Genomic DNA, 13362 nt, shown 5'->3' with positions numbered 1-13362 from the left:
AAGCCCTCCCCCCGACGGGGGCAGCCGTCGGGGGGAGGGTGTCGCCGTCAGAGCCGTTGCCAGAGGGCAGGGGTGTTCGGCGGCTCCCATCCGGGGACGGACGTGTGCGGCTGGATGACGCGGTAGGTCGCGCCGTCGTAGGTGACCTGGGCGCCGTTGCCGTAGTTGGTGTACGGGGCCCACGAGCCGCCACCGCCGGGGGGCGTGGTCGTGGTCGTGCTGGTCGGCGGGGTGGTCGTGGTCGGACCGGCCGTGGTCATCAGGCGCAGGTTGTAGGCCTGCAGGATCTCGGTCACCGGCTGGAAGTAGATGGTGCCGCCGGACTGGCAGTTGCCGGACCCGCCGGAGGTGACGCCCTGGGCCTGGTCACCGGTCAGCCACGAGCCGCCGGAGTCGCCGGGCTCGGCGCAGGCGTTGGTGCGGGTCAGGCCGGTGATGGTGCCCTCGGGGTAGGTGACCGAGGCGTTCTTCTGCTGGATGGTGCCGCAGTGCCAGCCGGTGGTGGAGCCGGAGCGGCAGACCGAGGAGCCGACCGGAGCCTCCTGGGAGCCCGCGACCGGGACGGTGCCCGGGTAGCGGTTGACCAGGGCGCGCGGGGTGTTGCCCGCGTCGGTGCGGACCCAGGCGTAGTCGTTGCCGGGGAAGCTGCTGCCCTGGATGGTGCCGCCGGGGTTGGAGGTGCGGCCACCCGCGGCTCCGCAGTGGCCAGCGGTGACGAAGCCGCCCTCGACGGGGAAGCCGATGGAGCAGCGTCCGCCGCCGGGGAGCCCGTAGGCGTTGCCGCCGATGACGTCGATCAGCGGTTTGGGGTCCTCGGTGCTGGCCTCGAAGGCGACGATGTCGCCCTGCAGGCCTGCCTCGGTCGTCCACGCCCTGGCCTGTGCCTCGCCGCCGGCGCGGGCGAGTACGACGATCTTGTTGGTGCGCACGTCGACGTACCAGCCGGGAACGGCGTCGGGTGCGGTGGTGGCCCTGGCGTCCAGCTTGATCTTCGCGCTGTCCAGAGCGGACGCGCTGTGCTTCGCCGCGGTGGCGACGGCGTTGCGCGAGCGCACCGCGTTCGCCAGCGCCGGGTCGGTGACCGCGACGGTGAGGGTGTGGCCGGTGCTGTCCAGCCAGGACCCGGCGTACGCCGGGCCGAGGCGCGACTTCAGCGCGGCGTCGGTCTGGCCCGCGACCTTCTCGGCGTCGAGGCGTTCACGCGCCTGCTCCGAGGAGATGCCGAGGTCACGGGCCATCGCGGCCAGCAGGGCAGGGTCAGCCGTGTTGGCCGCGGTGGCGCTGGTCGTCAGCGCCACCGCGATGGTCAGCCCGGCCGCCGTGACCGCCGCCGTGGTGGCGGCGATGAGCTTGCGGTTCATGTCCGCTCCTTGCATGCAGGGTGATTGCGCGCAAACCGTAAGGCGAGGATCCGGCAAGTGGTACATACCAATTGGCCATAAGGTCGAGGCGCGCACGACCCCGTTCCACACAGGAACGTCGTGCGAATCCCGGGACGGCGCAGGGTGTTCGGAGCGCTGCGCGACGGAGGAAGCTGGTCGGGACTTCAGCTGATCTGAGGTGCCAACAGGAAGGACTTCCATGGGGATCTCACTCGACGCCGCCGACGTTCTCCCCCAGGACGCAGCGGACGCCACACTCGTCGCGAGGGTCTTCGACCCGTCCGCGGGCGGTCCTTCGGTCGTGGCGATCCGGGGCGAGGAGGTCGTCGACCTGTCGCCGGTGACGGCGACCGTGTCGTCACTGCTCGAGCGGCCGGACACGCTGGAGATCGTCAAGAGCCACCCCGGCGGCACGTCGTGGCCGCTCGCGGAAGTGCTGGCCGCCACGACGAACCCGGCCGATGCCGTTCCCCGGTTCCTGGCACCGGTCGACCTGCAGGTGCTCAAGGCCGCCGGCGTGACCTTCGTCCGCAGCATGCTCGAGCGGGTCATCGAGGAGCGCGCCGACGGGGATCCCACGCGGGCCGAGGAAGTTCGCGCGAAGGTGGGCGCGATCGTCCAGGGCCACATCTCCCACCTGAAGCCGGGGTCGGCGGAGGCCGCGGAGGTGAAGCGGGTTCTTCAGGCCGAGGGCCTGTGGTCGCAGTACCTCGAGGTCGGCATCGGCCCGGACCCCGAGATCTTCACCAAGGCCCCGGTGCTCTCGGCGGTGGGGCTGGGAGCCGACGTCGGCGTTCTCGCGCGCTCGGCCTGGAACAACCCCGAGCCCGAGCTCGTCCTGGTGGTGGACTCGCGCGGAAACCCGGTCGGCGCGACGCTCGGCAACGACGTCAACCTGCGCGACTTCGAGGGCCGCAGCGCTCTCCTGCTCACCGAGGCGAAGGACAACAACGCCTCCTGCGCCATCGGACCGTTCCTCCGGCTGTTCGACGACGGGTTCACCCTGGCGGACGCCAAAGCCACGCGGATCGCCCTGGACATCACCGGCCCCGACGGTTTCGAGCTGCACGGCGTGAATCCGGTCTCCGAGATCAGCCGGGAGCTCGAGGACCTCGTCTCCCACGCCTTCGGCGCCCACCACCGCTATCCCGACGGCTTCGTGCTGTTCACCGGCACGATGTTCGCTCCGACCGAGGACCGGGACCAGCCCGGCGAAGGGTTCACCCACAAGGCCGGGGACGTCGTTCGCATCTCCTCGCCCCGCTTGGGCGCGTTGACGAACGTCGTGAACACGGCCGAGGACGCGGACGACTGGACGTTCGGCATCACCGCGCTGATGGAGAACCTCGCCGCCCGCGGTCTGCTGGGCTCGCGGCCGCGGTAGGTCAGAAGACCGCCAGCGGGTTCACCGGCAGGCCGGTGGTGCCGAGAATGCGGGGAACAGCGGCCACGAAGAGGAACGTGTGACGGCCCTGCTCCCCGCACACCGCGACGAGTTCCTCGCACTGGGCGCCGTCGACCAGCACGAGGCCGAGGCGGAGGAGTCCCAGCCGGTGCAACGCGCCGGGGACGTCGTCCTTCAGCGGCGGGGACGCGTCACCGATGTCCCCTGCGTAGATGGAGATCTCCTGGTCGTGCATCCACCGGACCGCACCCGAGGTCATGCCCGGCAGCGCCCGGCCGTGGTCGGGAACCCGGTCCCAGCCCGCCCTCACCACGAGGGCGTCACCCAACTCCACCACGACGCCCGCCCGCGCCGCCGCGGCCTCCAGGTCGCCGGCCGTGACGGCGTGCCCGTCGGGCAGCTTGCCGCCAGGGGCCAGGTCGAGCAGCACTCCCCTGGTCACGATCCCGCCGGCGAACACGTCGGCGGCGCCGCGGGTCACTCCCGCGGGCCCCGAACTCTCCGCCTGCGCGATCCCGGGGTAGACCTGCCCGTCGACCACCATGTGCGACAACGCGTCGAGGTGGGTGACCTCGGGATGATGGGTCGTGACCAGCATCAGCTCGGCCATCGCCAGCGGCGGTGCGCCGGTGAACGACATGATGGTCTGCACACCCGTGGTGGCCGCCTGCAGGGCCGCCATCGGACCGCCCATCAGCGGCGCGGTCGGGGTCTTGCGCGCCAGCGAGACCGACAACCCCGTGCGCGCCTGCGCCGCACCACGCGCGCGGGACTCCGCGGTGATCAGGTTGACGGTGCCGAGCTGGTCCGCGTCGCCCCAGCGTCCCCAGTTGCTCGGGAACTCGGCACGGCTCTCGTTCATGGTGACTTTCCTTCGTTTCCGCTATGAGGTCAGGACTCGCGGCGCGAACACACCGCACCAAGATCGTCACCGCGCCTGTCTCCTGCCGACAGCCCAGCCGCTGCCCATCCGGTGCCCAAACCCGGTTCCCGGTGACGTGGCTACTGTCGGGCGCATGCCCTCACTCGGACACACCTTGCGGGAGCTGCGGCGGCAGTCCTTCATCGGCCGCGACGACGAGGTCGCCGTGTTCCGGGACGCGCTGGGCGGCCCCGGCGTGGTCTTCGTGCACGGGCCCGGCGGGGTGGGCAAGAGCGCGCTGCTCGACGTGTTCGCCGGCATCGCCGCCGAGAAGGGCTTCGATCCGGTCCGGGCAGACGGCCGCCACCTGACTCTCGGCCGAGGCGCGCTGCCCCTGCCCGTCGGCGACGAGCCCGCGATCCTCCTCATCGACACCTACGAGCTGCTGGAGCCGATCGACGACTGGATCCGCGAGCACTACCTGCCCTCGCTCCCGGCGTCCTGCCTGGTGGTGATCGCCGGACGGCGGAGCCCAGGACCGCGGTGGCGTGCGGACCCGGCCTGGCGGACGTTGATGAGGGTCGTCGCGCTCGGGAACCTGTCACCGCGGGAATGCCTCGCCTACCTGTGCGCCCAGGACGTTCCCGAGGAGTCGCACGAGCGGCTGCTGAAGATCAGCAGCGGCCACCCCCTCACCCTGTCGATGGTGGTGGACGCCGTGCGCCGCGGCACCGCTCCGCGCACCCTGTCGGACCTGCCAGGAGGGGCGGGCACGCTGCTGACGCAGCTGATCGGTGAGGTGCCGGGCACTCGCCACCGCACAGCGCTGGAGGTGTGCGCGCTGTTGCTCGTCACGACCGAGGACCTGTTGCGCTCGATGGCCGGCGACGACACCGGTGAGCTGTTCGCCTGGCTGCGGGCGCAGGTGTTCGTCGACGAGTCCCCGTACGGGCTGTACCCGCACGACGTGGTCCGCGACGCCATCGTCGCCGACCTGCGCTGGCGCGACCCCGCCCGCCACGCCGCCCTCTACCGCAGGAAACTGGCCCTGTTCCACGGCCAGGTCCGGGCGATGGCGACCGAACGGGAGCGGCTGGACCTGATGGTCATGACGGTCGTGCTGAACGGCGCCCGGTCCCGGTTCGCCGCGCTGTCGTCGCTGCCGCCGGCGATGCGGGCTCACGCCGGCGGGCTGCACGACGGTGACCAGCCGGAGATCGTCGCCATGACCGCCCGGTGGCAGGGACGCGAACAGGCCGGGTCGGTGGCGCACTGGATGAAGCGCCGGCCGGAGGCCTTCCGCGTCTTCCGCACGGAGACCGGCGAACCGCAGGGCTACGGCGCGTGCCTGGACCTGACCGAGGCCGACCTCGGTGCGGACCCCGGCGCCGACGCGATGTGGGAACACGCCGCGGAGCACGGACCGCCGCGCGCCGGTGACCGGGTCCGCGCCTGGCGCTTCTTCCTCGACCGCGACCACGGCCAACGCCCGTCACCGTCGCTGACGCTGTTCATCGCGTGGCAGATGCTGGAGATCATCCTGATCGACGACGACACGGCGTGGAGCCTCGTGGGCGCGTTCGACGACGGCGAGCTGTGGGCACCTGCCATGGAGTCCCTCGGATTCCGGGCTGTCACCGACTACACCGTCGGCGAGTCGTCGTACCCGGTGTTCGCCCACGACTGGCGCCGAACCGGCGTCGAGGAGTACACGGATCTGTTGCACGCCGGCCAGTTGGGCACGCCGGCTCACCGCGAGGCGGTGCTGTCCCGGCCGGAGTTCACCGAGGCCGTCCGCTCCGCCCTGCGCACCTTGCACTCGCCGGAGTCGCTCAGGTCCAACCCGTTGTTGCGGTCTCGGATGGTCCGGCGGCACCAACGAACAGGACGCACGCACGCCGAATCCCTGCGAGACCTGCTCGACGACGCCGTAGCCCTGCTGAAGCCCGATTTCGGCATGTTGATCGACCGCACGTTCCTGCGACCGACAGGCGTGCAGGAGCGCGTCGCGGAGTCGTTGCACCTGTCGTTCAACACCTACCGGCGGCACCGGGACAAGGCGGTCGCACAGCTGACCGAGCTGCTGTGGGACCGCGAAACAGGAAGCCACCGTCAGGGCTAGTCCGGTGAACAGCGGCTTCGCCCGGCTCGACGCCCTGTGAGCCGAGGCGTTGGAAAGGCATCCAGCGGTGGCGGACCTGCTCAACACGCACACCGAACCTTCACAGGACCTCCCCACAAGACGGCCAACGCATCCGGTGACCCGCCCGTCCTCCTGTCATGTTCACTGCATGGGTCGAGAACTTCGAGGCCGAAGCCGCACGCCGGAAGCGCACGGGTGATCCCGACTGGACCGTCGGCGCCCGGCTGCACCCCGACGTCGTCAAGAGCGTGCAACGGTTCCAGGTCGGCGAGTCCGGCGACGGCGCCAACCTGATCGCCAAAGCGGGCGGTGGGAGTTATGGCGGAGCGGTGCGGTTGTTCGTCGCCGAGGAGCAGAACCACGCGCGGATGTTGGAGCATCTGCTGCGGGCGGCCGATCAGCCGACGATCAGTTCACATTGGACGGACGCGGTGTTCGTGCGGCTACGTCGCGCACTGGGCCTGCGACTGGAGCTGATGGTGCTGCTCATCGCGGAAACCGTGGCGCTGCGGTACTACCGGGCGTTGCGGGACGGCAGTGGTGACCCGCTCACCGCCGACGTCGCGGATCGGATTCTGCGGGACGAGGAGCGGCACGTCCCGTTCCACCAGGCCCGGCTCGGCCGGGTTTCCCGGCCTGCACGGGCGTTCTGGTGGCTGCTGTTCGCCGGGGCCGTGGTGACGGTCGCGCACGACCACGCGCCCGGGCTGCGACAGCTCGGGCTCGGGCCGTGGCAGTTCGTCGTGCAGACGCTCGACATCGTTCGGCTGCAAGGGATAATGAGCGGCGGTGCGCGTCGTGCTGCGCGCACCGCCGCACCTTGACCTCGCAGACGGCTCCTGCTCAGTCGTCAACCGCCCGCACAACGGCGGACACGAAGATCCGGGCGAGCTTCCCGGTCTGCCACTGCAAGCCGAGGCGGTGCTCGGCGAGGTCGTAGTTGACGGTGACCTCGCCGGAGGCGCGGTCCTCCCAGCTGTTGTGCACACGGGCGCCGTGGGCCCGCACGTGGGCATCGACCGCGTCGCGTCGCCCGCCGAGGTCGAGCCCGGAGATCACGCGCTCGGCGCTCGGGCAGAGCGCGACGTCGACGGTGACCTTCTTCACCAGCCCGTCGAGCAACGCGATGTCGACGCCGCCGGGGCCCGAGATCACCGGGTCCAGCGCGCTTTGCCGGACGGTCGCGCCGGGGAAGAGCGTGCGCAGTTCCGCGTACGGCGCGGAGCTCTCGGACGTGCCCAGAGCGGCGTACATCGTCGCGATGGCACCGGTCAGCGACGTCCCGGGGACAGGAGGCAGGCCGGCCGGGAGAGCCTCGGCCTTCCGGGGTGCCGGTCGCGGGTCCGGACCGCCGAAGGCGGCCACCCGGTCCCAGATCCAGTCGGCCGCCGACGCGGCGACGGGTTCGTCGGGACGTCCGGGCCGGCGCTCGACCAGCGCGCCGAACGCGACGACGACCAGGTGCGCCCCCGCGTCGTCGGTCATCACCTGTTCCCAGGCCTCGTTCTCCGGCCAGTCCGGATGTGCTGCCGGGTCGGCCTCGATCTCGGTGCTCATGGCGATGATCTCGGCTGCCGACATCAGGCGGAACGGCTCGGCCAGGCCCCAGGCGCCGCCGGAGCCGGGCTGCTGACCGTCGTGCCAGGCCACCAGGTCCTCCGCGACCATCGAGCCGAGTCTGTCCCGATCGGACTCGTCGGTGATCGAGGTGCCCGGCCGCAGAGTGGCGCGCAGGTCGGCGGGCATCACGTCGTCCAACGCCGCCAGCGCGGAAGCCAGGTCGGTGCCGAGCATCTGGTCGCGGAGCTGCTGCCACCCCAGCTCGATCACCCCCGCGTTGCGGATGTCCTCCAGCGAGATGTTCTGGGCGTCGGCGTTCTCCACGATCCGCCGCAACGTCCGAGCCGTCCCGGCGAGGTTCTGCAGCATCTCCTCGGTCGGGTTCTCGCGCAGCAGCCGCAGACCGAGTTGTTCGGCGTCGGCGAACCGGTACTGCACCAGGTAGGCCCAGCCGAGCATCAGAGCCACCCAGGAGTTCGCCGCGTCGGCCCGGATGGCCTCCTCGGCGGCGGGGACGAACCGGTCGGGTGGTGCGAAGGTCCCCAGCAGATACGCCGCGCGTTTCCCGAACGCCTTGGGGAGTCCGTCCGGCGCCGTCCGGGAGCACAGTGCCACCGCCTCGTCGAGTCGGCGCCACCCGTCCTCGTGCTCCCCGCAGAGCGCCTGGGCAAAGCCCAGCTCCATCCAGTCGTCCCACTCCTCGTGGTCCTCGCCCAGCACCGTGCGCGCCCACCGCAGCGCCTCGGAATGATCGTGCTCGGCCAACGCGAGGTGCCGGAGCGCCCGAGCCGCGTTGATGAACTGGCCGTCGCGACGACCAGCGACCAGGAGGTAGAGGCGCCGCGCTTCGGCGGCCTGGCCACAGATCTCCCGGTGGTTGGCGAGCAACAGCGACATGCTGCTCCGCTCCGGCTGGACCGCGAGCACCTGCGACGCCAGCTCGGCGACCCTGGGATGCGCCGGCTGTGCCGCGAAGAGCTCCCAGGCCAGGTCGGCGTTCCGCTCCAGGGCGTCGTCGGCGGACCAACGGCCGAAGTCACTCATCGCATACCTCGCTTGACCCGGTACGCCCGGAGTTGGTCGAAGGTGCCGTCGTCGACGCCGTACTCGAGCACCGGCGCCACCTGGTCGAACCAGGACGTCGTGGACGGGGTGACGCCGCCGGCCGCGGCCAGCAGCGCGTCGGTCGTGACCGGCACCAGCTCACCTCTGCTCATCGACTCGACCATCGCCTGCTGCAGGACGGTGGTCGTCAGGTGGCTGAGGTCGGCACCGGAGAAGCCCTCGGTCGCCGCGGAGACGGCGACGACGTCGACGTCGTCCGCCGGTTTGCCCTCCAGCGCGCCCTGGACGATCGCCGCCCTGGCGACCGCGTCCGGTGGCAGCACCAGCACCGTCCTGTCGATCCGGCCCGGCCGGCGCAGCGCGGAGTCGATGTCCCACGGCCGGTTCGTGGCGGCCAGGAAGTAGACCCCGTCGTTCACGCCGGCCACGCCGTCGAGCTCCTCCAGCAGCTGGGTGACGAGCATCCGCATCGACTGCGACCCGCCGGAGGTGCGCCGGCCGCCGAGCGCGTCGAACTCGTCGAAGAAGATCACGCACGGCGTTGCCGCGCGGGCGTCGCGGAACACGCTCTGGATCGCCTTCTCGCTCTCCCCGATCCACCTGCTGAGCAGGTCCGCGAGGGTCACGTGGAGGAAGGACGCTCCGAGATCGCCTGCGATCGCCCTGGCGATGAACGTCTTGCCGCAACCGGGAGGCCCGTACATCAGCAGTGACCCGCCCGGCCTCTGCCCGAACGCCGCCGCCAGATCGGGATTGCGCAGCGGGGCCAGGAACGTGGTGTCCAGGTGCCGCTTGACCTCGGTGAGCCCCGCGACGTCGGCCAGCGTCACCGCCGGGCGTTCGGCGTCCCACACCGACGGCGGCCGGGCACTGCCGCCGTCCTGCCGGGACTCGCCGGCGAGGGGCGGCGGGGTGGAGGCTCGCATCCGCGCCGCCATCAGCCGGGCGCGCAGCAGGCGGACCCGTGCCGGATCGCCGCCGACGGCCTCGAACTTCTTCAGCTCGACGGCGGCGCGCCCCAGGTCGTTCTCCAGCAGCAGCGTGACGAAGTCCTCGCGCAACGCCAGGTTCCCGGGGTCGGCCTCCACCTCGCGCGCGATCACCTCGACGAAGCCGTCGCCCGAATCGGCACCGTTCATCGCCCGGCCCCCTCGATCCAGCCCTTGAGCAGACCCAGGTTCGCCAGCGGGATGTGGTGACCGAGCCGCGGATGATCCAGTGTCACACCGAAGACGCCGGCCTGGCCGAACGAGGCGACGTAGTCGATCGCCACCGGCATCGGCACGCCGAACGTCGGCACCACGCCGCTCTCCGACTCCGCCAGCCCGAGGACGTGGGCGGCCTCGCTCGCCCGTTCCGCGCTGCTGTAGAGGCAGATCATCGGCCCCTGTTCGGCGGCCACGGCGTAGGGACGGGGCTGGTCTGCCGGCCCCCGCGCGATGAAGAACCAGTGCCCCAACGCGGCCGCCTGCCGCCACAGCGCGATCTGCGCCGTCGTGTCTCCCGCTGGCGCCGCTCTGACCGCCTCGTCGAGACGGTCGAGCTCGGCGACCACCTCGGGGTCGTTCTCGTTGATCACTCGGTTCTCTCTCGTCTGCTCGGCCGTCCACAATGGCGGTCGCGACGCTGAACACGCGCACCCGTCCGGTTTCCAGACCAGAGACAAGCATGCCGTCGATCACGGCGGAACATGCGGTCGGACATCGAGACGGGTCGAACCACCGGTTCCCCGATCCGCACACCCTCCCGCAGGTTGCCTCGGCGAGGCAGATCTCACGGTTCACTACTTCACTAGTGAAAGGTGTTACCTTGGCGGCAGCCGAGGACGGAAAGGAGATGGCCGTGAACATGCGAAGTCAGCCAGAACAGGTGCTTCCGGTCTTCACCCAGGGTGTGGGCAAGCGGTACCGCAGGGGCTGGGCGCTGCGGGAGACATCCCTGGTGATCCCCCAGAACCGGGTCGTGGCCCTCGTCGGCCCGAACGGCGCGGGCAAGAGCACGCTGATGGGACTGATCACCGGCCTGCTGCGCCCCACGACCGGCGCGATCACGGTGTTCGGTGACCGCCCGACGGGCAGGGGCCTGCACCCGGCGGTGTCCTACCTGGCTCAGCAGAAGCCGCTCTACCAGCAGTTCACCGTGGCGGAGACGCTGACGTACGGGGCGAGGACCAACCCGACCTGGGACCAGGGCTACGCCGAGCACCTGGTCGGGCAGGCCGCGGTACCGATTAACGCCAAGGTCGGCACGCTGTCCGGCGGGCAGCGCACCCGCGTCGCCCTGACACTGGCCCTGGGCAAGCGACCTCGCCTGCTGCTGCTCGACGAGCCGCTGGCCGATCTGGACCCGCTGGCCCGCGAAACCGTGTTGCACGCGCTGATCACCGAGGCCAGGAACCAAGGGATCACCGTCGTGCTGTCCTCACACGTGCTGGCGGAACTGGAGGGCGTGTGCGACCACCTCGTCCTGCTCCACAAAGGACGGATCCTGCTGGCGGGGGACGTCAGCCGGCTCGGCGCCGGCGGCACCCCGCTCGGCGAACTGGCTCTCAACCACATGCGTGCGGCGGCACAAGGAGAAGCGGCATGATCTGGGCTTCATGGCGGCAGCAGCGCCTGCAACTGCTCACTCTGCTGGGCCTGCTGGTCCTCGGCGCGGGCGCCATCACCCTGCTGCGGTCGAGCATGACCGCCGACATCACCTCGGCGCAGCTCACCCAGTGCGTGACACAGGCGCTGGGAGAGTGTTCCGTGCCGGGCGAGGTGCAGAAGGCGTTCCGGGAGGCGTGGAGCAACCCGATGATGATGGGGCAGCTCGCGATCACCGGGCTACCGGTCCTGATCGGCGTCTTCATCGGGGCGCCCCTGTTCGCCAGGGAACTGGAGCAGGGCACCTACGTGCTGGCTTTCACGCAGTCGGTGAGCCGCACCCGGTGGATGTTCAGCAAGCTCGTCGTCGCGCTGGTGCCCGCGATGGTCGTGCTGATCGCGCTGCAGCACCTGGTCTCGGGGTGGCTGTCCGCGGCCGGCACGCTGGGGCCGCGGATGAACGGCCCGTTCAACGCCGTGAACTTCGGCATCGAGCACGTCTCGCCGGTCGGCTACGCGCTGTTCGCGTTCACGCTCGGGACCTTCCTCGGCGTGGTGTCCCGTCGCACCCTGGTGGCGATGACCGCGGCGCTCGGCGCGTTCATCGTCGTGCGCCTCGCCCTGTCCGGCCTGGTGAACGGCCTGGTCGCCGGACAGCGCCTGGAAGCCGCGCCCGACGCGAACCTGGACGTGGACCGGAACAGCAACCTGGTGCTCGAGAGCGGCTATCTCGACGCGGCAGGACGGCCGGTACCCGGCGACAAGGTCCTGGCCCTGACCCAGGCCTGCAAGTCGACGCCGGGCGGGACGCCGAACACGCAGGAGGGATTCCTGGCGTGTCTGCCGCAGTCCGGTCTCGCCAAGCAGTACGCGGTCTTCATCCCCGAGAGCCAGGCCTGGCAGGTGCACCTGGTCGACGCGGCGATCTTCGGCGGACTCGCGGTGGTGCTGCTGGCGGGCACGATCTGGGCGCTGCGACGGCAGAGTTGAGCGGTGGAGGCCCCCGACCGCGGGAGCACCTATGCTGGCCGATGTGATCGAGTTCCGGATCGACCGGCGCTCCGGGGTCTCCACCTACATGCAGATCGTCCATCAGGTCAAACACGCCATGCGACTGGGACTGCTGACCCCCGGCGACCGGCTGCCCTCAGCACGGGAGGTGGTGGAGGCGACCGCTGTCAACCCCAACACCGTGCTCAAGGCCTACCGCGAACTGGAACGCGAAGGACTGGTCGAAGGCCGCCGCGGCCTGGGCACGTTCGTGACCAAGTCCCTGTCCTCCGAGGCGACCACCGGCGACGACGCACCGCTGCGGCAGGAACTGACCGGCTGGATGGGCCACGCACGGGAGGACGGCCTCGGTGTCGAGGACGTCGACGCCCTGTACTTCGCGGTCCGCGACGAGCACTACCCCGCCGAGGAACGATCATGACTCCCTTGACCGCCACCGCCCTGGGCAAGCGATACCGCAAGCACTGGGCGGTCCGCGACTGCAGTTTCACCATTCCCGAGGGCAAGGTCGTCGCCCTGGTCGGCCCGAACGGAGCCGGCAAGAGCACCCTGCTGCGCATGGCCGCGGGCCTCGTCCGCCCCACCACCGGTGAGCTGAGCGCCTTCGGCACCCCGCTGCGGGGCCGCATTCACCCGGACGTCTCGTTCCTGGCGCAGAACCAGCCGCTGTACCCGGACCTCACGGTGCGCGAACTCGTGCGGCTCTGCGCGGCCATGAACGACCGCTGGTCCGCGGAGCGGGTCGGCGAGGTTCTGGGGCTGCTGGGCGGCGTGGACCAGGAGGCGCGGATGCGCACCCTGTCCGCGGGCACCCGGACGCAGGTGGCCATCGCGGTGGCCCTGGGACGGCTCCCCCGGCTGCTGCTCCTGGACGAGCCGCTGTCCGATCTGGATCCGCTGGCCCGCGACGAGACGCTGCGGATCGTCATGACCGAGGTGGCCGAGCGCGGCACCACGGTGGTGATGTCCTCACACCTGCTCACCGATCTGCGGGAGGTGTGCGACCACATCCTGCTGGTCGACGAGGGCAGGGTTCAGGTGGACGGCGACATCGAGGAAGTCCTCGCCCGGCACCGGATCCTGGTCGGCCCGGCCGCCGACGAGTCCGCTGTGGACGGATCGCCGGTCAGCGCGACCCGCACCGGGCGCCAGTCCACCCTGCTGCTGCGCGACGCCGGACCGGCACCGCAGGGCTGGGCCGCCGCGGAACCCGACCTGGAGTCACTGGTCATGGGCTATCTGCGCGCGTCGCGCGAGCGGCGTTCGGCGCCCCGACGCGGATAGCCGCCCCGGAACTCGACTGGGCTCATGAGCGAGCCGTCGACGCACGATCGTGCGTCGACGGC

12 protein-coding genes are annotated in these 13362 nt (G+C 70.9%); 7 read left to right on the top strand and 5 right to left on the bottom strand.

Annotation, left to right across the window (positions count from 1 at the left end):
• Positions 1 to 47: 47 nt before the first annotated feature.
• A complete protein-coding gene (locus ACIQF0_RS44430) occupies positions 48 to 1361 on the bottom strand; it encodes an alpha-lytic protease prodomain-containing protein (protein WP_401040541.1) in 1314 nt (437 codons plus the stop codon).
• A gap of 220 nt (positions 1362 to 1581) precedes the next feature.
• Between ACIQF0_RS44430 and ACIQF0_RS44425 the strand changes: the two genes are divergently transcribed.
• A complete protein-coding gene (locus ACIQF0_RS44425) occupies positions 1582 to 2766 on the top strand; it encodes a fumarylacetoacetate hydrolase family protein (RefSeq protein ID WP_401040539.1) in 1185 nt (394 codons plus the stop codon).
• A gap of 1 nt (position 2767) precedes the next feature.
• Here ACIQF0_RS44425 and ACIQF0_RS44420 read toward each other — a convergent pair whose 3' ends face one another.
• Positions 2768 to 3649 (bottom strand): cyclase family protein, encoded by an 882-nt coding sequence (locus tag ACIQF0_RS44420; RefSeq protein ID WP_401040536.1) that lies wholly within the window; start codon positions 3647 to 3649, stop codon positions 2768 to 2770.
• A gap of 154 nt (positions 3650 to 3803) precedes the next feature.
• Between ACIQF0_RS44420 and ACIQF0_RS44415 the strand changes: the two genes are divergently transcribed.
• Positions 3804 to 5771 (top strand): ATP-binding protein, encoded by a 1968-nt coding sequence (locus ACIQF0_RS44415; protein ID WP_401040534.1) that lies wholly within the window; start codon positions 3804 to 3806, stop codon positions 5769 to 5771.
• Between the two features lie 158 nt (positions 5772 to 5929).
• Complete coding sequence (locus ACIQF0_RS44410) at positions 5930 to 6616, top strand: ferritin-like domain-containing protein (protein WP_401040531.1); 687 nt, start codon at positions 5930 to 5932, stop codon at positions 6614 to 6616.
• Positions 6617 to 6635: 19 nt separating this feature from the next.
• Here the strand turns inward: ACIQF0_RS44410 and ACIQF0_RS44405 are convergent, their stop codons facing one another.
• From ACIQF0_RS44405 to ACIQF0_RS44395, 3 genes are read right to left on the bottom strand one after another with little or no spacing between them, the layout of a single operon-like run.
• Entirely contained in the window at positions 6636 to 8396 is a 1761-nt protein-coding gene (locus tag ACIQF0_RS44405; RefSeq protein ID WP_401040529.1) for a tetratricopeptide repeat protein, read from the bottom strand.
• Positions 8393 to 9556 (bottom strand): ATP-binding protein, encoded by a 1164-nt coding sequence (locus ACIQF0_RS44400; protein WP_401040526.1) that lies wholly within the window; start codon positions 9554 to 9556, stop codon positions 8393 to 8395. Before ACIQF0_RS44400 ends, ACIQF0_RS44405 begins: the two co-directional genes overlap by 4 nt.
• Entirely contained in the window at positions 9553 to 9996 is a 444-nt protein-coding gene (locus ACIQF0_RS44395) for a hypothetical protein (protein WP_401040524.1), read from the bottom strand. Before ACIQF0_RS44395 ends, ACIQF0_RS44400 begins: the two co-directional genes overlap by 4 nt.
• Before the next feature lie 269 nt (positions 9997 to 10265).
• On the opposite strand from ACIQF0_RS44395, the gene ACIQF0_RS44390 reads away from it, so the two are divergent.
• Genes ACIQF0_RS44390 through ACIQF0_RS44375 form a run of 4 tightly spaced genes read left to right on the top strand, consistent with a single transcriptional unit; the run spans position 10266 to position 13300 of the window.
• On the top strand, positions 10266 to 11006 hold the full coding sequence (locus tag ACIQF0_RS44390) for an ABC transporter ATP-binding protein (protein WP_401040771.1): 741 nt from the start codon (positions 10266 to 10268) through the stop codon (positions 11004 to 11006).
• Entirely contained in the window at positions 11003 to 11995 is a 993-nt protein-coding gene (locus ACIQF0_RS44385) for an ABC transporter permease (RefSeq protein ID WP_401040523.1), read from the top strand. The genes ACIQF0_RS44390 and ACIQF0_RS44385 overlap by 4 nt, the downstream gene beginning before the upstream one ends.
• A gap of 43 nt (positions 11996 to 12038) precedes the next feature.
• The gene (locus tag ACIQF0_RS44380) at positions 12039 to 12437 is read left to right on the top strand and encodes a GntR family transcriptional regulator (RefSeq protein WP_360045703.1); all 399 of its coding nucleotides are present in this window, start codon (positions 12039 to 12041) and stop codon (positions 12435 to 12437) included.
• Positions 12434 to 13300, top strand: coding sequence for an ABC transporter ATP-binding protein (locus ACIQF0_RS44375; RefSeq protein WP_401040520.1), 867 nt, complete (start codon positions 12434 to 12436; stop codon positions 13298 to 13300). Before ACIQF0_RS44380 ends, ACIQF0_RS44375 begins: the two co-directional genes overlap by 4 nt.
• Positions 13301 to 13362 lie beyond the last annotated feature (62 nt).

The sequence above is a fragment of the Lentzea sp. NPDC092896 genome, assembly GCF_044754905.1.
Classification (GTDB): domain Bacteria; phylum Actinomycetota; class Actinomycetes; order Mycobacteriales; family Pseudonocardiaceae; genus Lentzea.
The sequence above is the reverse complement of the archived record's forward strand: the minus strand, read 5'-3'. Positions and strand labels throughout refer to the sequence as shown.

Coding starts and splice junctions, on each gene's coding strand:
- ACIQF0_RS44415 (WP_401040534.1), top strand. CDS start 3,804: ATGCCCTCACTCGGACACACCTTGCGGGAGCTGCGGCGGCAGTCCTTC.
- ACIQF0_RS44430 (WP_401040541.1), bottom strand. CDS start 1,361: ATGAACCGCAAGCTCATCGCCGCCACCACGGCGGCGGTCACGGCGGCC.
- ACIQF0_RS44425 (WP_401040539.1), top strand. CDS start 1,582: ATGGGGATCTCACTCGACGCCGCCGACGTTCTCCCCCAGGACGCAGCG.
- ACIQF0_RS44375 (WP_401040520.1), top strand. CDS start 12,434: ATGACTCCCTTGACCGCCACCGCCCTGGGCAAGCGATACCGCAAGCAC.
- ACIQF0_RS44420 (WP_401040536.1), bottom strand. CDS start 3,649: ATGAACGAGAGCCGTGCCGAGTTCCCGAGCAACTGGGGACGCTGGGGC.
- ACIQF0_RS44410 (WP_401040531.1), top strand. CDS start 5,930: ATGTTCACTGCATGGGTCGAGAACTTCGAGGCCGAAGCCGCACGCCGG.
- ACIQF0_RS44400 (WP_401040526.1), bottom strand. CDS start 9,556: ATGAACGGTGCCGATTCGGGCGACGGCTTCGTCGAGGTGATCGCGCGC.
- ACIQF0_RS44390 (WP_401040771.1), top strand. CDS start 10,266: ATGCGAAGTCAGCCAGAACAGGTGCTTCCGGTCTTCACCCAGGGTGTG.
- ACIQF0_RS44405 (WP_401040529.1), bottom strand. CDS start 8,396: ATGAGTGACTTCGGCCGTTGGTCCGCCGACGACGCCCTGGAGCGGAAC.
- ACIQF0_RS44385 (WP_401040523.1), top strand. CDS start 11,003: ATGATCTGGGCTTCATGGCGGCAGCAGCGCCTGCAACTGCTCACTCTG.